16 protein-coding genes and 1 pseudogene are annotated in these 18355 nt (G+C 58.6%); 10 read left to right on the top strand and 7 right to left on the bottom strand.

Annotated features, from left to right (window positions below; translation table 11 throughout):
* Window positions 1–61: 61 nt before the first annotated feature.
* A complete protein-coding gene (locus ACNJX8_RS12605; RefSeq protein ID WP_091878358.1) occupies window positions 62–433 on the bottom strand; it encodes an H-NS histone family protein in 372 nt (123 codons plus the stop codon).
* Between the two features lie 726 nt (window positions 434–1159).
* Here ACNJX8_RS12605 and ACNJX8_RS12600 point away from each other — a divergent pair.
* Window positions 1160–1549: an H-NS histone family protein gene (locus tag ACNJX8_RS12600; protein ID WP_439360848.1), complete on the top strand. Its 390-nt coding sequence runs from the start codon at window positions 1160–1162 to the stop codon at window positions 1547–1549.
* Between the two features lie 701 nt (window positions 1550–2250).
* Here ACNJX8_RS12600 and ACNJX8_RS12595 read toward each other — a convergent pair.
* The 3 genes from ACNJX8_RS12595 to ACNJX8_RS12585 form a co-directional block, all read right to left on the bottom strand.
* Complete coding sequence (locus ACNJX8_RS12595; RefSeq protein WP_439360847.1) at window positions 2251–2682, bottom strand: nucleotidyltransferase family protein; 432 nt, start codon at window positions 2680–2682, stop codon at window positions 2251–2253.
* A 91-nt stretch (window positions 2683–2773) separates the two neighbouring features.
* Complete coding sequence (locus tag ACNJX8_RS12590; RefSeq protein ID WP_439360846.1) at window positions 2774–3889, bottom strand: serine/threonine protein kinase; 1116 nt, start codon at window positions 3887–3889, stop codon at window positions 2774–2776.
* Between the two features lie 203 nt (window positions 3890–4092).
* Window positions 4093–4335, bottom strand: coding sequence for a hypothetical protein (locus ACNJX8_RS12585; protein WP_091878366.1), 243 nt, complete (start codon window positions 4333–4335; stop codon window positions 4093–4095).
* A gap of 711 nt (window positions 4336–5046) precedes the next feature.
* Between ACNJX8_RS12585 and ACNJX8_RS12580 the strand changes: the two genes are divergently transcribed.
* Together ACNJX8_RS12580 and ACNJX8_RS12575 are read left to right on the top strand one after the other, a co-directional pair.
* Window positions 5047–5268, top strand: coding sequence for a hypothetical protein (locus ACNJX8_RS12580; RefSeq protein ID WP_439360845.1), 222 nt, complete (start codon window positions 5047–5049; stop codon window positions 5266–5268).
* An 886-nt stretch (window positions 5269–6154) separates the two neighbouring features.
* On the top strand, window positions 6155–6388 hold the full coding sequence (locus ACNJX8_RS12575; protein WP_439360844.1) for a hypothetical protein: 234 nt from the start codon (window positions 6155–6157) through the stop codon (window positions 6386–6388).
* A gap of 1927 nt (window positions 6389–8315) precedes the next feature.
* Here ACNJX8_RS12575 and ACNJX8_RS12570 read toward each other — a convergent pair.
* The gene (locus tag ACNJX8_RS12570) at window positions 8316–8486 is read right to left on the bottom strand and encodes a hypothetical protein (RefSeq protein WP_439360843.1); all 171 of its coding nucleotides are present in this window, start codon (window positions 8484–8486) and stop codon (window positions 8316–8318) included.
* A 342-nt stretch (window positions 8487–8828) separates the two neighbouring features.
* Window positions 8829–10166, bottom strand: coding sequence for an erythromycin esterase family protein (locus ACNJX8_RS12565; protein ID WP_439360842.1), 1338 nt, complete (start codon window positions 10164–10166; stop codon window positions 8829–8831).
* Window positions 10167–10394: 228 nt separating this feature from the next.
* Here ACNJX8_RS12565 and ACNJX8_RS12560 point away from each other — a divergent pair, with 228 nt between their 5' ends.
* The 7 genes and pseudogenes from ACNJX8_RS12560 (at window position 10395) to ACNJX8_RS12530 (ending at window position 16711) form a co-directional block, all read left to right on the top strand.
* On the top strand, window positions 10395–11792 hold the full coding sequence (locus ACNJX8_RS12560; RefSeq protein WP_439360841.1) for a S1C family serine protease: 1398 nt from the start codon (window positions 10395–10397) through the stop codon (window positions 11790–11792).
* Window positions 11793–12255: 463 nt separating this feature from the next.
* Window positions 12256–12924 (top strand): acetylxylan esterase, encoded by a 669-nt coding sequence (locus ACNJX8_RS12555; RefSeq protein WP_439361898.1) that lies wholly within the window; start codon window positions 12256–12258, stop codon window positions 12922–12924.
* Between the two features lie 47 nt (window positions 12925–12971).
* A complete protein-coding gene (locus tag ACNJX8_RS12550; RefSeq protein WP_439360840.1) occupies window positions 12972–13415 on the top strand; it encodes a CBS domain-containing protein in 444 nt (147 codons plus the stop codon).
* Window positions 13416–13432: 17 nt separating this feature from the next.
* Complete coding sequence (locus ACNJX8_RS12545; protein ID WP_439360839.1) at window positions 13433–13912, top strand: YbhB/YbcL family Raf kinase inhibitor-like protein; 480 nt, start codon at window positions 13433–13435, stop codon at window positions 13910–13912.
* Between the two features lie 468 nt (window positions 13913–14380).
* Window positions 14381–14842: pseudogene (locus ACNJX8_RS12540) on the top strand (NuoB/complex I 20 kDa subunit family protein); the annotation flags it as partial.
* 708 nt (window positions 14843–15550) lie between these two features.
* Window positions 15551–15994 (top strand): DUF2267 domain-containing protein, encoded by a 444-nt coding sequence (locus tag ACNJX8_RS12535; protein ID WP_128932338.1) that lies wholly within the window; start codon window positions 15551–15553, stop codon window positions 15992–15994.
* Between the two features lie 555 nt (window positions 15995–16549).
* Window positions 16550–16711, top strand: a complete 162-nt coding sequence (locus tag ACNJX8_RS12530; protein WP_439360838.1) for a hypothetical protein — start codon at window positions 16550–16552, stop codon at window positions 16709–16711.
* A gap of 169 nt (window positions 16712–16880) precedes the next feature.
* Here ACNJX8_RS12530 and ACNJX8_RS12525 read toward each other — a convergent pair whose 3' ends face one another.
* The gene (locus tag ACNJX8_RS12525) at window positions 16881–18059 is read right to left on the bottom strand and encodes an MFS transporter (protein WP_439360837.1); all 1179 of its coding nucleotides are present in this window, start codon (window positions 18057–18059) and stop codon (window positions 16881–16883) included.
* Between the last annotated feature and the right edge of the window lie 296 nt (window positions 18060–18355).

Here is an 18355-nt window from a genome sequence, read left to right as displayed (position 1 = left end):
GGCGGCCGCCCGGCAAATCCCTTTTCAGCCGCGCGAGAGCGGATGATGCGATCGGATCAAATCACGCCCGTTGCCGGACCCTCGAATTTGTTTCGCCCAAACGGAACTCCTCGATTTTGCGGCCCGACTTTATAGCTGCAACCAGCCATCGTGGCCGCTTTCCCCGACCCGACCAGGTTTCGGACGTCTGAGGATTGCGGTATTTCGGGAGCACTCGCGGATATTTGCGTCTGGGCTTTCCGGTAGGCGAAATTTCGGGTCCCGTCGAGGAATTGGCAAAAGTGCCCATACCGCCCCCGAGCACCGCCAGCCGTTTCTCTAGTTCCTGCTTTTCAGCCTTAATCCGGGCTGATAAAATTCCGCTGATTTCCTCATGAAGCGACCAAAGATCGTCGAGGGACATTGCTTCTAGTTCAAGCTTCTTAGTCGTCATGCGAGCATCCTGTAGTTGCGCCCATTTGATACCGCCCCGGTTGATTAATCAAGTCCGAGTGTCAGCTTTCCATAAAAAATGTATGGAACCGAACCGAAATTCGCGTTCCACTTAACTAAGTAATCGGCGCTAATCAAGGCAGAAAAATAAGCTATCCGCAGAATTTAATGCGGGGAATCGACTTCGTGTCGTCATACGTGGAGCGCGCCCCAGGCAAGCGGCGTTTCCAAAAATGAAGGAATGAATTAGACGGGTCGCAACGCTAATCTGCCACGCCGCACTCTCGGCGAATGTGCGCGGCGGGCGAGGCGGCCGTTCCCCCTTCTGGGGAAACTTTTTATGATGCGCCCTTCCGTCAGCTGCAACTGGAAGCGAATGGCCTCGATGTCGCTGAGCGCGCGCCGGCGAAGCTCAATTTGCTCCTTCAGAGCCCGGACGTCCGTCAATGCAGCCGAGGGGACGATAAACCGGCTGATCGAACTCTCGAGACGTCTGAGAGGGTAATCGACAATATCCATTTTGCTCTTGTGCCTACCGCCACTTTTTGCTCACTCGTCGAGCCAATTAATAAAATAATCCTCGCAATAATTATTAAATAATATACTATTTATTTATTGTTGCGTCAATTGAAGCGCTGACTTTGGTCCATCGTTTCATTCGCCGCTCGAACAACGATACTCGAAGGGTGAGGATGATGGATCAGGGGTCAGGCAAACGGTGACGAGAATGCTGCATCGGCAAGATCTCGAAGCCATGGATTTTGAGGAACTTTGGCTCCTCCACGAGGAGCTAACGAAGATACTTGCCGAAAAGATCACGGCCGAGAAGCGGGAACTCGAAAAACGCCTTGCGCAGCTCAACCAGCCGGAGCAGTTGGCCGCAGCTGAAAGCGGTGCTGGCGAAACGGGAACGGGCCAGCCGCCGCGCCGCAAATACCCGAAGGTCGTGCCGAAATACTTCAATCCACTCCAGCCGACGGAGACTTGGTCGGGACGCGGTAAACAGCCTCGCTGGCTGGTTGCGGCGCTCCAATCAGGTCACACGCTCGAAGAGTTCAGAATTCGCGAGAGCGACGAATCGTCTGATCGGAATGCTGGTGGTCGAGGACATTCCTAGCTCCGCGCAACTGCACAGACTTAGGCTGCCTGAAACGTTTCGGCCCCTGCGGATTCCGGAAGCCATATGCCGACCTGGTTAGGTTCCGGACCGCAGCTGATGGAAAACCGTTCCGTGCATGAAACCTGCCGCCAATCCCTCGAAAGCGCTCGTCTGACCGTCGCTGGCTTTAGACCTTTCCCACACGAACCGCGGTGGCCGTCCTCAACAAAAACTGTAAGGTGGCCGCTCTTGGCATGGACCACAATCCAGGCCGGTGCAGCTGGTTTGCGGATAGCGGGTGACCGCCTCCCTCCGGTAATTTCTGAGGTCCAGGAACGTCATTGCGAGGAAGGGCACACGTGTGGCCGGGAAGCGATTGTCGCATGAACTGCAGACGAGGAATCAGTCGAGAGCGCATCGAGTACGGGACTTCGACCCCGAGCAGCACAGCGAGAGCGAGCAACTGGGTTTCGACCGCGTTCTTCATCAATTCGCCTGAAACATGAGAAGCAAGCTCCTTCCAGTCCAGGCCCTCGACGGAATTGTTCAGGTCGCGCAACTCAACAAGATGCCGCAGATCGAGGTCGCCAAGCCAATAACCTTAGTCTTGGAACTGATCATGAATGATCAACATGAGCGCTCGGTAGGTTGGGGTTGGGATATATACGCTTGCCCGACCCAGCAGCGCAGGGACACAATGATTTAGCGCATGTCCGGAGCTATGGTAGAGGTACGCTGGGCCGGGAGCGGCCCCCCTGCAGATCGATAGTTCCGACATCGCGCGACCGGTTCAGGTCGACGTGCCATCTCTCGCCTTCGGGAGGAGCCTGGTGACGTATTCCATAGCCAATCGCGCCTAGCGCGGCGACTGCACGTTCAGTTTCGTCCGGCATGACCATAATATCCAGATCGCACATCAGCCGAACGCCTCGTCGCTCCTTGGGCGTGGTAGCCAGTGTCGCTGCCCCCTCGAGCAACACCGGCGTAACTCCCTGGCCGTTCATCGCAACGACTGCTTCTTCCAATTGACCTGCCAACCGATCGTTGCGCAGCGAATTTCGCCGATGGATCTGGCGGATATAGGTGCAGACGTCTTCCGGCAACTCCGGTTCGAATTGGTCAACGAAGTCGATAAGCGCCGGCGTCGTCAACGTCTGATTTGCGAGCCCGATTACGGACGTCCAATCTACATCGACGGGCGGCATGCCTCGCAAGCAATTGCAAAGGCTCGTCAGTGCCGCACTATGCCTTGCCATTGCACAAGTCCATCAGCAGCCCCCGAGCCTCCGCCGACTCGGAATAGGTAAGTTGGAACGATCGCGCGCCCGCAACAATACGCTTCAAAGCGAAAAAGCCGGCCTGTGACAGTCTCCCGTCCGCGGCAAATGCACCGTCAATGAGCCGCTTCATCGAACCAAGCTGATCCAACGGGGTCAGCTCGACGGGGCCGCTTGCAACCCGGTTCAGAAAGACGATCCAGCTTGCGGAAAGGCATCCGTTGTGCGCATCCGGTATTGGCAAATACCGCACCTGAGCGCCATCGGGCCGGCAATGCGTCGCGTCGTTCCAATCGCCATATAGTCGCGACAGCACCTCCCACGACCCCTCCTTGAGGGTGAGGGCAAATGGGATTCCACAGATCGTTCCGTCAGCCCCGATCAGCGCAACATCATCACCGGCATACTGAAATCCAGCGTTCACCAGCCGCAGTGTAAGAGTCGATTTTCCGGCTCCCGGTTGGCCGCACAGCAGCAAGCCCATACCGCGCTTCGCGAGAGAAGCGGCGTGGAGCGCGAAAACCCAACGATCGCTTCGGATAAGTCGCGCGGTGATGTGAGCTTTGATTGTTGGTGCCAGGGCACCGGCCTCACACCTGTGGACCCTGGCCTCATTCCCACGGAAGAATACCTGATCGTCCAGCGCCATTGCCTCGATCACGATATCGTCTTCGCCGCCGCCGTCGTCCAGAGCGCAAAATAGCGAAATCAACTGCTGCAGGAGGTCCCAGTTTGCGGCCCGGACACTGATCCTGCGCCGCCCCAGATCCGCTGAGAAGGTACAATTGGCCGGCATTCGCCAGTCGATGTCGAGCAACGCTCGATCGATCCAGATGTTCATGGCCTGCCGCGTGAACTGGCGCGCTGCGTGCTCATCAATGCCTAGCCGGCCGAGTTCCCGATGGACGTCTTCCAAAGAAGCGCCCTGTGCCAACTTACACCAAATGAATGCCCCCACCTGGTCCAGCTCATAGAGCTTTTGACTTGTCTCGCTGAAAAGCACTGATCGACCGTCCAGCAGCGCGAAGACTGCACCCACGGCCGGTCTCAATGCGATCTCTACCGATGATTTTTCCAGCACGGCTCCAACCAATATGAACGATATCTGTCTCGCCGTGGTCTCGACGCGGCGGCGCCAACTTCCTGAGATGCATTATTCACCGCGATCAAACGAACTGTTGTTGCCCGGAAACTTCAGCCAGACCCCTACGCGATGCAAATCCTCATCCGGCGCGGGTGCACGTCCCCGGCTGCGCTTTGTTTCAAAAGACTATGTGACCCCAATCATGCCGCCAGCTGACTGCCCTCGCCCGCCGCAGGTGGAGGAATATTCAACACTTGTTCTTCGAGAAAGCTCGTCCGTGCGATCAGCCGGTGAGCTTCCAGCAAATACCGGTAAACTTCTCGAGCAGCGCTCCGCTCTCTTAGAACGCGCTCCTTTTCGCCGATGCTCGCTAATTCCTCGCGCATTTGGGCCAATTGTTGCGCAGCCGAGGCGGAATCGTGCTTATGAATTGATTCCCACATCGTCACCTCCGACCGAAAAAATCTGAAGAAATCAGCTTACGCCATTGGCGGCAATTAACAACGCAATTTATATCTTTACCATATAATAAAATTTGTTTCAGCTTCGAACCGGACGCGACCCTTCAAAGACAAAGAAGCACATTGCATCGAAGTGATAGAGGGAAACGGAAGCCGTCGAGCAAGCGGGCTCGGCGCTGTTGAGCCTGACGCCCTCAATGCCTTGCTTCCCGCGTGAACGACGACACAAAATAAATCTGAACAAGAGTCGCAAATCAGACCGACAGCGCCGAATTCAGTTTGCACATTAAAATCCGACAACGAATATTTGCCTGGTAGACGAGCGTGGGAGCGAAGCCAGTGATCGAGTTAGCCGATTGGCCCATCACGGACGACATGATCATTTTCGTCGCAAGACACAATTCCGCATCCGCTCAGCTAGGCCAGTTTTCAACGGCGCCCAAGGAGTTCTCGGGCGCGGCCGCATAATCGATACTCACGCGCTGCCGAGCCAAATTCCGGCAGCATCCAGGGAATCGCTAAAGCAGCGATCCGGCCGGTTGGAGAAGCACCGTCACGAGCACGCCGCCCTTTGCTCGAACAAATGACCCCCAGTGCGCGATGCCCCCCAAGTAACCCGCACTGATGACGACGCACTCCAGCCGGCCGGTCCTCTTCGCTTCAACAATGAATAAATTTCCAAGGGAGGCTCACATGGGTATGGTCATGGTCAAATGCCCGCAAACTGGTCGTGTGATTCCAACTGGTATCAAGTCCGACCGTGAGACCTTCCTGCGGAGCGTTGTGTTTTATGGCAATACTCATTGCCCGGACTGTCGTGCCAATCACAACTGGTTCGCTCGCGAGGCCTGGGTCGAGGAGCCGGCCGTCCGGCCCGTGGAAATGTTCGGTGCCGCGCGTTGTGCCGACGCGTAGCGTATTTCGACACGGACGCAGAGCCGAACTAAGTGGCATCCCGCCAATTCGGGCGGACGGTCTCATCTCGCACCACGCTTGCTGAATTCAGCCGGAGCGGCGTTGCCGCCGGCATGCACCGGCTCAACTGGGAGCCGGGCTTCACGAGATTCTTGACCATCGAGCGCTCAGTCCTCACCCGCGTCATGTCGCATGCATTCATCAATGCTCTTATATTGTAGAAGGTTCTTGAAGAGACGTTCGAAATATTTCGACGCATTGTCATAAAGCGAACTGACGATCTGACGATCCCTCGGCTAGGCGTCACGCTGGCACGTCATCCAAAGCTCAAGGTTCCCGTCGCTGATCCAGCAAAGACGTGTTTGGGGGTACTGTAGTGAGTAGTGGGGTTTGCAGCCGCTTGGCCGTTCTGCGACACACGGCCATCGCACTCGCTAGCATGCTTGCTCAATTGGAGAGGCTTCGAGAGAAAGTACGAAGGGCGGAAGCGCGAAGCTCCGGAGAAAGACGGAGATCGGGCTCGGCGTCGCGGATGCGACGGCCCCGGTCTGGGACGAGTTAACGCACGCGGCTCCAATCCTAGCGAGGGCTTCCAAGTGGCTTTGCTCGACCGAGCCACGCGAGCGCCGGCGACGCACCGCCACTGATCATGTGCTCCACCTGAGTTGGACTTATCCTCTCTGATGTCTGCCTAGCTCGTTCTATTAAGGCGTCGCTTCAACTGAGTCCGGCAGTTGCGCACTCGAGAGGCGATTCGAAAGCAAAGCGTAAGTTGCTTGCCTCCGAATCGTATCGCCTTGAAAGTTAAAATTGATTATTCGGCATAATAATAATTGCTCCTACGCAAAACGGAAAATAAGGTGGGGAAAACTAATGGGAGGTGTGGATGGAGACCGTACGCCGCTTGCGCGCGATGGCGTTGCTGTGCCGACAGACTTCTGCGCATTATCCTGATCGAAGCTGGAAGCTTCTCGCCGAGGCTGAGTTCTGGGAGCACTTGGCTAATGACACCCTTCGTCAGCATGTCGAACAATGCACGGCCGGCTCCTCGCTCCCGCCAATCGGAGATAATCCGAATACCAAGATCGAGCGCGCCCATCACTGCGTAGTGCTCCGCTGATCTCTACGTTGCCGGCATCTTCCCGCTTTGCTGCTTTCGACACCCGGCTCCGCCGGCTCTTGAGCGCTGCAAATGCTCAAAGAGTCGCTCGAGCATGAGAGAGCCCTGGCCCGACGAGCGGCAGTTGCCGTGTTATCTGCTAGGCTAACGGCTAGCGGCGCAATTGTGTGCGGCGGCAGCGAGCCAAGCCTGTTGGCTGTCGCCGTCAAGGCTTTTGGCGGAGCACCTGCCTTTGATCGTCCTATAAAATGTGAACGAAGGTGAGCCAGGCCGCAACTGCGAGACAAACTGCAAGGCCGGTATAAGGCAGAGCTAGCCTCATCGGAATCTCCATCGAAAAGAGGTCAGTGAGAATTGACGCTCGTTGCGACGCTCGTATCCATGACGAGCCTGAGGTTGTTCCTTTTTGTGGGCCGGCCGTTCTGCTGCCTGCTTCTCACTTCGGCCTCTGCCAGGTTGACAAGCCTGCGTAGCCGCTGGATCTCCAGCATTATATCTTTCAGCTTTTGGCCTTCCGAAGAAACACGCTGGAGACGCGCGCTATAAGCATCCATTGGCCCCTCACAATATATAATAACAACATGACCTTACCAATTAATATCGCCATATTAGCCTCATTTTGTGGTTGTGGAAATAACCTATTTCTCACTGCGCGGACAGCAGATCTTTGTCAAAAATGTCCCTGAACGTGCCCCTGGGACGGCCGCGGAACAGATGGTTTTGGATCGAAGGCTCGCGGGTGCTCCCATCGCCAGCCTCGCGATACCTTCGCAGATAACGGGTTGGTGAACGAAATCATTTACCGCCTCCCTCAAAGCAGTCCGGAAACCGTACGGGTCTAGCTTCCTCTCTGCTGCCGAGGGAGTTTCAAAATGATCATGCTCAAAGCAATTGCAGTTGTTCTTGGCGCCGAGTTGCTCGTGTCGATGTATTCGGGTGACCTCGGCGCCGATGTAGTTCTCGCGATCGTCGCTTGTCTTCTATAAAGCGAGGCTCTCAATCACAGTCGCGATCGTGAGCGCCTTTGGCCAGTGTCCGGATGGGGAAAACGGCGGATGGGTCAGATCGTCTGTATTTTCCGAATCGCGCCTCTGTGCTCGTTCTCGCTGTTAGTTTCAGATCTTGCGGGTACACACGCGTGAGCCATTTCCTCTCCATGCTTCTGCTTGCCCTCGCACTGACCCTGACCTTGTGCTTCGGGGTGGCAGCCTGGCGCCTGTCGGCCGGCAAAGACGTCGATATCGCCACAACGATCCGGCATCAGGAGTACGGCTGGAGAACTAGGCCCGACAACTGAAGGTCGTTGCGTTCGCCCTCAGTAGGCCACCGCTGAGCGAACTTGAAACTTGGATTGTTTCCGTGCTCGCACGTCTATGGGCGCTACGGAATTCCCGGCCTGAGACGATCGCCGCAAATATGAAAGCCAGCACGCATGCGGCGGCCAACGACCAAAGGGCAATTGCGATCTGCTTCTGCATGGCCAGCGGCAATCGAGGAGATAGCCTCGCCTCTTTTCCAGTTAGGTTCAAAGTCTGGGCGATAAAGCCCGGTGACGCTCAGTGTTCACCAGCTTCTAAAGAATCTTGTCTTCGCAACTTGTCCAGCGCCTGGGGCACGCTCAATCTAATACTTCTCAGGCGAGTACTCGGAGAAACGGCTCCTGCATCCTGGGGCTTAAGCGGGATGCTGGAGTCGTCTCTTCCGAGGTCCTTGTGCGTCCGTCCGGCACAATTGGCTTATGATAACCAAAATTAAATGTTTATTCTATATTAATTTTGGCTTTATTGCACATTTAATTGTTTAATTTTTGCCGCCCCCATTCGGATTCGGCGATTTTCATGTCGACCACGCTACGGTGCGAAACTTCCGACGAGCGCGGCGCCGTTGTCCAGCGCCGATCTAAGCCGATCTTGCAGCCTTCGGCAGATCAATGCTCTGACTGACGGCCGATCAGGGATTTCGTGTGGAGCAGTCCCAAACGCTTTTCAAGTTCGTCCTTCTTGGCAATGAGCCTCGCGGCAAGAATAGCTTCGACGACGCTGTGGAGGTCCCACAGTTCATCAATGGACATGTCCTTGAACTGCTCCAGATTCATCATTTTCCCGAATCATGTTCCACATAAGCTGGGCCTATGCCGTGCGAGGTGGCAACTAACCGCGAGTTGGCGCGGAGTGGATATCTGTGAATTCCGCCTCTTACGGTGCCAACTCAGGCTTTGGCTGCTGGGAGGGGAATGACGACGGCTGACATGGAAAAGTCGCGCGGCAGATGCGCCAGAAGGTCGACGCCGAGTCGGAGTTGTTCACGCTGGACCACCACCATCGGATGGGCGCCGCGAAGGCGTAGATCTGGTCCTTGCTGTCGGCCGCGACGGAGGCGACGCCGGTGAGCTGCCGGCCGTCCGGCAGCTTCGCCCAATTGACACGATGGAGATATCCGCTCACAGACCGAAGGGATAAGTATCCGCGGCGGCTCCCGATACCGGGGCCTCTAGCGGCGTCACAGCGTGCGTCTCTTCGAACCAGACCATGGCATCGAACTGGTCCGGCAGTGCTGCCTCAAAATAGTGACTGAACAGCTCGGTCTCCGGCCGGTAGACCACGCCGATGGCTCGTTCCAGGCGCGGTCCGGTCAGTGCTTCCCGCAGGCCGCGTCGGGTGCCCGGTCGGAGGTCAGTCAGGGAGCGCGCAACGCCGGTGTGCCGAAACAGATACTCGTAGGAATCCTCACGCGCCGGCCGCACTGATTTGATCTCCATCGCCCCGCCCCAGTCGCTGGCAGCGGCAACGGTCCCGCGATCGGTTCCGAAACCGATCAGGGCCGCGTCTTCGCCATGAGCGTTGCGCACGAGCTCTCCAATGTTGAACTCGCCCGCCCAGCCCATGGCGGTGGCCGACGCATTACCGACATGGGAGTTGTGCGCCCACACCACCGCCTTGGCGCCGCACCCACGCCGCTGCATCACATATTGCAGCGTGTCGAACATGTGCCGATCACGCAAATTCCAGGACTCCGTCGAGCCACGGTACATGATGCGATAGTAACGCTCCGCCGCGCGTACGATGCGTGCATTCTGCGTCGCATTGAAGAATGCCTCCCCTTCCCCTGCACCATCGGCAAGCCGCTTCTCCAGGAGCTCGCGCAACTGCTCGGCAACGGCATTCTCGCAATCGTCGCGACCGGCGAGAACGGCGGCCCCGTAGGCGGCCGGATCGGACTGCCAGGGAGTGAGACAGCCGTAGCGTTGCCGCGCCGCGCGGGCGCGTTCAGGATCGACCTTCTCAAGATAATCGATCACAGCGGCGATGGACCGACCGAGACTGTAAACGTCGAGCCCGCGGAACTCGACCCGCTTGTCCGGTGCACTCGCTTGATTATGCACATGCAGATAATTGGCGAATTCGCGCACCTCGACGTTGCGCCACATCCAGGTCGGAAAGCGCTGGAATGGGAGTTCGGCATCGGGCGCGGCGGGTAACTGACGGACGTGACGGTCGATCGCGGCTGCGTCGGGCCAGTCGGCCTCGACCGCCACGACGTTGAAGCCGTGCCGCTCGATCAAGTGCCGCGTGATGGTCGCGCGCGCTTGATAAAATTCCGACGTGCCGTGGGTGGATTCGCCCAGCAACACGATCTTGGAGTCGGCGAAGCGCGCGAAGAAGGCGCCGAATTCATCTCGCTCCGGCGGGGGCAAGTGCTCGCCGGCATCGCGCAGCCGGGAGATGAGTTCGCGATTGAACTCATGGCGAACTCGCTCGGCTTCGCGTGAGAGGGCCATGGGAATTCCCTCCATTGGGTGGCTGGTCACCTCGTCGATGTGGATGCCTACCGCAGGCGAAGACGACGGCGAGCCGCTCGGTCCAGCGAAACTCGGGCCGCGATGGACTGTTCCCAACGGTCCAGGGAAACCTTTGCGCCGACCTTTTGTTGGGAATACGACGGTCCGCGTGGTCATGTCGGAAGGGGCTGGCTTTTGCTTGAAGACGCCCAAGCTGCAGCGCAGATCATGACCAAGCTTCTTGCGACGTTCTGCCGTCCTCGATCGCGACAAGCCGCTGGCAGGGCCGTGGCCCTCGACATTTGGACGTTCGCCCGCGCCAGCATCCTGGTGGCAAGCTTCGAAGCGCGGCCGGCGAAACAGGTGCCACACACAATGGGAACACGAATGAAAATCGAAATAGCGTTTCGAGCACTGACCTTGCGTTACCATCGAGCATCGGCCAATTGCGGCGCAGCCGTGGCGGCGCTAGCGACAATCAGCGCGGCCGTTGCCCAGCAGATCTCCACCCACCAAGGCTCCAATCCCGCAGTCAGCTCTGAGGGCGCGATTCACTTAATTCGAGATGCCGCACCGCCCAATGGACCAAATAGCCTTGCCGACGTCGCTGAGAGAGTTCAACCCGCTGTTATCGGCGTCATCTCTCGATCTGCCGGATCCAAGGAACTGATGCCGTTCGACGATGTACCCGACGAGGACGCTCCCGAAGACCAACCCGGCAAGGGATCTCCTGGACCGAATGGCCTGGACCCGAGAAATGGCTCGAATGCGCGCCAATCGATCGCGATGGGATCAGGATTTTTCATCTCACCGGACGGTTACGCCGTGACCAACAGCCACGTCGTGAGAGACAACGACACCGCTGCGATCCTCACGAGCGACAAGAAGACCTACCCAGCAAAGGTGGTAGGACGGGATTCGCTCAGCGACCTTGCCTTGATCAAGGTCGACGGACGAACGGACTTTGGCTACGTGAATATGGCGGAACAATCGCCACGCGTCGGCGACTGGGTACTCACCGTTGGCAATCCATTCGGCCTTGGAGGTACGGTCACGGCGGGGATTGTCTCGGCTCGCGAACGCGAAATCGAAAATGGTCCGAGCGAGGGTTTCATTCAGATCGATGCACCGATCAACAGCGGAGATTCCGGCGGACCAAGCCTTAACACCAACGGCGAGGTCATCGGTGTGAACAGCATGATCTTTTCGCTGTCCGGTGGATGGTCCGGGGTTGCCTTCGCGATCCCTGCCGACACCGTCCGATCAGTGATCCCCCAATTGAGGGAAAAGGGCACCGTAACGCGGGGGTCGATGGGTGCCGAAGTCCAATCAGTGACTCCCGAGATTGCCGATAGTCTCGGTGCCGACAACCTTCATGGTGCGATCATCGCCAACGTTCAACAGAATGGTCCCGCGGCGAAGGCCGGTTTGCGAAGCGGCGACGTCGTTACGTCCGTGGACGGACAGTCGATCAAGAGCGCCACTGAATTGACGAAGAAAGTTCACGCAATGGCGCCCGGCTCTACAATTCAGCTCGCGATGGTTCGCGGCGGGAACCACAGCTCATTGAACGTGACCTTGGGTCAGCTCCCGCATGAGCCTCAGCAGTCCCAGTCGGGCAAGTGAAGTAGTCCAACATCGTGTCTTCGGAGGCGAAAGACTTACCTCGTTGGCAGATCATGCGACGAGGAACCGGCTGCGGCAGTCGAGGTTCACTACGAATGTCGCGTCGAGCATCATAGCCACTCAGCGTATTCCAAACGGAACGAGCTTACGCGCATGAAATCGGCGGCCCATCCGAGGGGTTTACCCAATGAGCATGAGGCGCAAAGAACTAACATTTTCCTCCAACGGCGATACATGCGCATCCTGGCTATACCCGGCCGCCGTTGACGAGGGTGCAAGGCCAATCATCGTGATGGCTCACGGACTGACCGGTACACGCCGAGACAGTCTCGGCGCGTTCGCGGACCGGTTCGCGGCCGCAGGTATTGCGGCGCTCGTCTTTGATTACCGCGGCTTTGGCGACAGCACGGGTGAGCCGGACCTATACGAACCTTCTCGTCAATTGGACGACTAGCGTGCTGCCATCGCATTTGCCCGTTCTCTGCCCGGTGTCGATCCCGAACGCGTGGCGACGCTCGGCTCCTCATCCGGCGGGGGTCACGCGCTTGCCGCGGCAGCGGTGGATCGCAAGATAGCCGCGGCCATCAGTCAGGTCCCGATGCTCGACAGAGAAACCCAAGCCTACGTCAGGCCTCAGCACGTCCTCGAGGAGATAAAGGCAGCGGCGGCCGAAGAGCGCTATTTGCCTGCCGTTGGTCAGCCCAATGAGGCGGCGCCGATTTACGCGCCGGGAGCCGAGGTCGGCTGGCATCGTGTCGTTGCAATCGGCGACGAATCCCGATGGCGGTACCGCGTCTCGGCGGCGTGGCTGCTGGGTCCACCATATAGGCCGATCCAACACAGCGCCTCGCTTCATTGCCCCTGGCTGGTTTGCGTCGCCGCAGACAATCAGGTTGCCAAGCCGGGGCCTGCAATCGAGGCGGCGCGCGGGGCCCCGAAAGGTGAGCTCCGCATTTATCCGGGCATCGATCATTTCGATATTTACGATGGGCCGCCTCACGCGGCGGTGGTCGCTGACGAGGTCGAATTTCTTCAACGCCACCTTCTGGGCCGGAACCTGAGCGGAAAGACCTACGCCGGTGCGGGGTTTTCGCGGATCGGTCTACCGGAACGGCAGAAACCTTTGCCTTGACCTGTCGTTGGGCAGAAGACGGCAATCCCTTGTTCAGGAGAACGCCTATGCAAGTCCAGCAGATCATGCAGCGAAACGTAGCAATCGCAGATCCCAACGTGACGGTTCGAGACATCGCACGCCGGATGCGCGCCGACAACATTGGTTCATTGCCGGTCGGCGAGCATGATCGTCTGATCGGGATGGTGACGGACCGTGACATCGTCATGCGCGGCGTCGCAACCGATCGTGCGCCCGCGAATATCGCAGTGCGCGAGGTCATGTCGGAGGGAATCAGCTACTGCTTCGAAGATGATGACGCCCAAGCTGCCGCGCAAATCATGGCAAAGCACCAGGTGAGGCGGCTTCCTGTCCTCAATCGCGACAAGCGGCTGGTCGGAGTGGTCGCACCTGCCGATCTCGGCCGCTGCGAAATTGGCGCCGCACGGGATGCTCTGCAAGGTATCTCGGAGGCGACCGACCAGGAACGTCGCCAGATGCACAGCAACTAGCAAATCAGGAGGCCGCAATGGCATTCAGTTTGACGAGCCCTGCGTTCCGCGATGGCGAGCGCATACCGGCCAGATATACTGCGGATGGCGAGAACTTCTCCCCGCCGCTGCAATGGTCAGATCCACCGCCGGGCACCAAGAGCTTCGCACTCGTCGTCGAAGATCCGGATGCACCGTCGGGTACTTTCCGCCATTGGGGGCTCTATAACATCATGGGCGAGCGTACCGTCCTGCCGGAAGGTATTGGCGGCGGTAGGGCGAAAACGGAGGACATCGGCAAAAACATCGGCAAGGGTGTCAACGATTTCGGCGAGCCAAACTATCAAGGACCTGCGCCGCCCAGAGGTCATGGGACGCATCACTATCATTTCAAGCTTGCGGCGCTTGACGTTGAAGCGCTCTCGCAAGCACCCAAGCTCGCGGTCGGCGATATCTGGAAGGCGGCCCAGACGCACCTGCTCGGACAGGCCGAGCTCGTCGGCACCTACAGCCGCTGAGCCTTGGCCAGTCTCACGCCAATGCAGGAACATTAAAAATAGCCGCCGTCCGGAACGTCCACGGAAGTCATCGGTTGGTAACCTAGTGAGCGATCGATGGAATGGCGAGGCCAGAGCGACAGCTACGGATAGACCAAACCAAAGATTCGTTCACAAGCCCCGTCAGGTTACTTCGGTAACCGGCGGGGTCTTTTTTGATCGGCGGCTCCCGGACGAAATGCAGCGACCAAAGCGACGTTCCGATCAGGCCGCAAGAGCGGCGGAGTTGACTTCGCTCTTCGCAAGCGCATTCGCCAGACTGTTCCTCCGGCTGAGCTGCCAAAAACATTTGAGCTCGAAGTCGACGAAGACGGAGGAGAATTAGGAACACCGAGACGGAGCAGCGCTTGCAGCATCGGGCAGGGCTTGCGAGGCGATATCGCCATGAACTATCTCGAAAACGTTCCCTTCGACAATGTCCAGGACCATCTCGGTGACCGTGGCTACTTCGTGGCTCCGCTCGACGACCTCATCACATGGGCGCGATCGGGTTCTCTGATGTGGATGACATTTGGGCTTGCGTGCTGTGCGATCGAGCAGATGCAGGTGTCGATGCCGCGGTACGACATTGAACGATTTGGTGCCGCTCCGCGCGCATCGCCAAGGCAGTCTGACGTCATGATCGTCTCGGGCACCCTCTGCAACAAAATGGCGCCAGCCCTGCGCAAAGTCTATGACCAGATGCCGGAGCCGCGCTACGTCATCTCAATGGGATCGTGCGCCAACGGGGGCGGCTACTATCACTATTCGTACTCGGTCGTGCGCGGCTGCGACCGTATCGTGCCCGTTGACATCTATGTGCCCGGCTGCCCTCCGACGGCTGAAGCCCTGCTCTACGGACTCGTGCTCCTTCAGAAGAAGATTCGGCGAACCGGAACGATCGAGCGATGACTCGACGAGTTTTGGACCGAACCGGATGAGTCCGGCACGCCACTTCAGCAGGCGCGTCCGCACATGAAAATATTCCTTGCAGCCTCCATCTAGCCCCACGCCGGAAGGATAGCTCGCGAGATGCGTTCGAGGCACAGCACAACCAAATGTGAATCGCTGAATGTCTGTTCCCTTGCGAACCATCCTGGAGTGGTGGTGTTGGCGGAGAAGATCCCGAAAGGCGGAGCCAAATCATGAAGCATGCCACACGGATTTATCGCCTCGACCATTCGAAGCGCGGGGATGCCGAACAGCTCGCTCGCATGCACGAAATGGCCAGGTAAGCCGCCGAGGTGCTGCGTCGACCCATCCCGGACACATTTCTGGGCCGCCGAACGTTCGAACCATTCCCGAAGGAAGAGAAACGCGCTTGACGCGTGGAAACACTCTGGCGTCGTGCATCGCCTCAGGAGCTCGCTGACCCATTTTGGAGCCACCGACCAGCCCGAATTGCAGGATCGAGATCAGGTGGTAGTCAAGATTGGTTTGACGGACAGCCGGTCGCAATGATCGTCCATTGCTCCACGGGCAGCTTGACGCCGGGTTGGCATGGCCCCTCAGAACGTTGCGAAGAGCCGCAGGCTTCACATCTTCGACTCTGGCTGAGCCTTTTTGGAACGTATCCGCGGACGCTCCATTGCCTTCGCAAACCAGCGATGGAGTGATCCCATGAGCGCCACAGGTCTCGATGTATTCGACAGAACGATCCACCTGACGAACGTCTGGCTGGATGAGATCATGACGACACTGCCGCGCGACAGACAATTGGCGTGGCACGCCTTGGGGGCGGTACTACGGACCGTGCGTGATCGCGTTCCGCTCAACCTCGCCGTTCACCTTGGGGCGCAACTACCGCTTTTGGTGCGCGGCAGCTATTTCGAACAATGGCGTCCGAGCGACACGCCACAGACCTGGAGGTCGGTGGATGAATTTATTGCGCTCGTATCGGCACAGATGAAGTCGGTGAAACCGGTCGATACCGTCGAAGCGGCGCGTGCAGTGTTCCGCGTGCTAAGTCACCATGTCGATCCCAATCAGATAGAGAAGGTGCGACACTCGCTGCCCGAGGAGATCCGATCATTGTGGCCGACGCAAAGGTCGTCAGCAGCCTGAACGAGGAAACTCCCGCCACCTCCCCTGCGCTCCACTCGATTGCGGAGAGCAGCATGTGCGTCGCATCGTAGGAATTGAGTGCGTAGTTGCCGATCGGCCCATAGTGTTGCTGATAGCGATCGGCGACGCTTTGCGAACCGTGAATTCGTCCGATCTCGGACGTCGCGGTCAGCACCAGGACGCCCTCTCCACCAGCACACGCATCGCCGGCCGGTACCAGGAAAAACTTCGCTCTAGCACCAATCGGTTTCGATTTGCCTGCAGAGAGAGGCGGGTCCTGCTGAATACGACGGTCGCGGTTTTCTGAGGCGTTGGCTGGCCAGCACGATCGAGATACGCACTCCGACGTGAACATCAGCCGGCTTCTGTGCGCTTCGGTTCCAGGTCAATGGGTGTTGGCCGCGCTCATCGTTGAAACAGCGAAGCTGGTCTCGACAGGATCGGGACCCTGCATGGCAAGCCATCGCCTGACCGACCAACCAAAGTACGCTGAACCACACTGCTCCAAAGAGGCGTCCAGCCTAACCGCCGTTCCAACCGAAGGCCGCGATCAGCATGCATGCCTATCGCCAACGCGGGCACGATGCCCAGGGCGCTCCTGAGCACCAAGGGGTGGAGCGTCGTCTGGCGGAGCCGCCCGCGATCGGCGTGCCGACCATCATGCTTCAGGGGGCCGAGGACCGGGACAATCTTCCGATCTCCGAGAACAAAGAGTAATATTTCACCAGCCGTTATGAGCGGCACTTGCTTCCTGGTGTCGGTCACTTCGTCCCTAGCGAAGCACCGAAGGCGTTCGTGGATGCGATCCAGATCATCGTCTACGGAAGCAGCACCGCCTAGGAGACACCATCCTCGATAACGGAGCACGAGCCCTTTCGAAGAAGCATCAGCTTGGGCGCCACTGCCGTTCCGCCACTATAAACACCGGTACAGAGGCGAGCTGCATCGCGATCGAGAACGTGATCAATCCGGCTCGCGAGTTTTCGTACAGCAGGCCGGTCGCGATACTGCCGAGGAGCCACCCAACGCCGTAGCCCGCATAGTACAGCCCGAACGCGAAGTTTCGCTTTCCTTCGGGAAGCACCTCGGCAACGATCGCCTTGAGCAGCGTGTCCTGAATCGCATAGCCGGAGCCCCAGAGCAGCATGCCGAACAGCACCAGCCAGAAGCCACCCAAAAACACGAAGGGCGAGAACGCGGCCGAGATGCACACCGCGACGATCACGATGGGAAGCCCGATGCGATCGTAGATCTTTCCGAAAGCCAAGTTCGCAAGAACGCCGAATGCCGTCGAGATCGCAAGCATCACGGGAATCCACTGCTCGGAGGCAATCCTCGCCTTGGATAGATGGTAGGATATCAGCTCGAAGCTCATCAACCCGGACGCAAACAGCGCGCCGGCCAGCATGTACAGCCAATAGGCCTTGGAGAAGTCCTTAGCCGGTGCCGTGCGGCCCTGTTCCAGATGCGACGGTGTCGGGAAGTTCACCCGGGCGACCACCAGCGCGATGAGCGCCGCCGCGGCCGAGATCGTCAGGAAGGCGTAACCCGTCCTGAAATCCCCCTTCAGCAGGAGCACCAGCGCAACGATGAGCGGCCCCAAGGTCGCGCCGATCTCGTCGAGCGCGGTGTTCAGCGCGTAGACCCAGCCTTTGCCGAGCTCACCCGTCGTGTAGGAGAGCATGGCTTCGATCGTCGGCTTCCGCAGCGCCCGCCCTATCCGCTCGGCGAGAACGAGAGCGGCGGCCAACTGCCAGCTCCCGGCGAGGGCCATTGCCGGCACCGCGAAGAGGTTGATCACGTAGCCGACGAAGGTGATCAGCCAATAGCGGCCGGTGCGGTCCGCTGCGTAGCCGGCGGGCAGACGCAAGGCATAGCCGAGAAACTCACCCAGCCCCGCCGTGACGCTGACGACGGCCGCACTCGCGCCCAGCGTCGCCATGAAGGGCCCGTTAATGCTGGCGCCGCCTTCGTAGGTGATATCTCCGAACAGGTTGACAATACCCGTCGTCATCACGAAGAGAAACGCGGGCGAGCTGCCACCAGCCTTTCGGGACTGCGCCATCCGCTACTCTCCGCCCGATCTCGGCACCTAGCGGGCCAAAACGAAGAAGAATGCCGCCAGCACCAGGGCACCGATAAGCCCGGCCAAGAAGATCGCTCTTCTCGCCGGCGTGCGAAGAATGATCTCTCCGCCCCTTGCCTTCTCTGCCGGATAGGGTTCCTTGGGCGGAGGGGGCGGCTCTGCTGGGCCTTCACGAACCATACCAAAACAACGCCCAGGCGAGACTTTGTTCCAGAACGGCACCCTCAATCTACGACCGTCGACGGGTCAGGATGAACTCTTGGATCAGAAACGTT

The organism is Bradyrhizobium sp. SPXBL-04 (genome assembly GCF_051853035.1).
Classification (GTDB): domain Bacteria; phylum Pseudomonadota; class Alphaproteobacteria; order Rhizobiales; family Xanthobacteraceae; genus Bradyrhizobium; species Bradyrhizobium zhanjiangense.
This window is presented reverse-complemented; position numbering and strand designations above follow the sequence as displayed.

What these genes read in the sequence shown, in the direction of transcription:
- ACNJX8_RS12535 (WP_128932338.1), top strand. Translation starts at nt 15,551, where the DNA reads ATGAGCGCCACAGGTCTCGATGTATTCGACAGAACGATCCACCTGACG.
- ACNJX8_RS12580 (WP_439360845.1), top strand. Translation starts at nt 5,047, where the DNA reads ATGGGTATGGTCATGGTCAAATGCCCGCAAACTGGTCGTGTGATTCCA.
- ACNJX8_RS12570 (WP_439360843.1), bottom strand. Translation starts at nt 8,486, where the DNA reads ATGATGAATCTGGAGCAGTTCAAGGACATGTCCATTGATGAACTGTGG.
- ACNJX8_RS12605 (WP_091878358.1), bottom strand. Translation starts at nt 433, where the DNA reads ATGACGACTAAGAAGCTTGAACTAGAAGCAATGTCCCTCGACGATCTT.
- ACNJX8_RS12525 (WP_439360837.1), bottom strand. Translation starts at nt 18,059, where the DNA reads ATGGCGCAGTCCCGAAAGGCTGGTGGCAGCTCGCCCGCGTTTCTCTTC.
- ACNJX8_RS12600 (WP_439360848.1), top strand. Translation starts at nt 1,160, where the DNA reads ATGCTGCATCGGCAAGATCTCGAAGCCATGGATTTTGAGGAACTTTGG.
- ACNJX8_RS12530 (WP_439360838.1), top strand. Translation starts at nt 16,550, where the DNA reads ATGCATGCCTATCGCCAACGCGGGCACGATGCCCAGGGCGCTCCTGAG.
- ACNJX8_RS12585 (WP_091878366.1), bottom strand. Translation starts at nt 4,335, where the DNA reads ATGTGGGAATCAATTCATAAGCACGATTCCGCCTCGGCTGCGCAACAA.
- ACNJX8_RS12545 (WP_439360839.1), top strand. Translation starts at nt 13,433, where the DNA reads ATGGCATTCAGTTTGACGAGCCCTGCGTTCCGCGATGGCGAGCGCATA.
- ACNJX8_RS12565 (WP_439360842.1), bottom strand. Translation starts at nt 10,166, where the DNA reads ATGGCCCTCTCACGCGAAGCCGAGCGAGTTCGCCATGAGTTCAATCGC.
- ACNJX8_RS12550 (WP_439360840.1), top strand. Translation starts at nt 12,972, where the DNA reads ATGCAAGTCCAGCAGATCATGCAGCGAAACGTAGCAATCGCAGATCCC.
- ACNJX8_RS12575 (WP_439360844.1), top strand. Translation starts at nt 6,155, where the DNA reads ATGGAGACCGTACGCCGCTTGCGCGCGATGGCGTTGCTGTGCCGACAG.
- ACNJX8_RS12560 (WP_439360841.1), top strand. Translation starts at nt 10,395, where the DNA reads ATGACCAAGCTTCTTGCGACGTTCTGCCGTCCTCGATCGCGACAAGCC.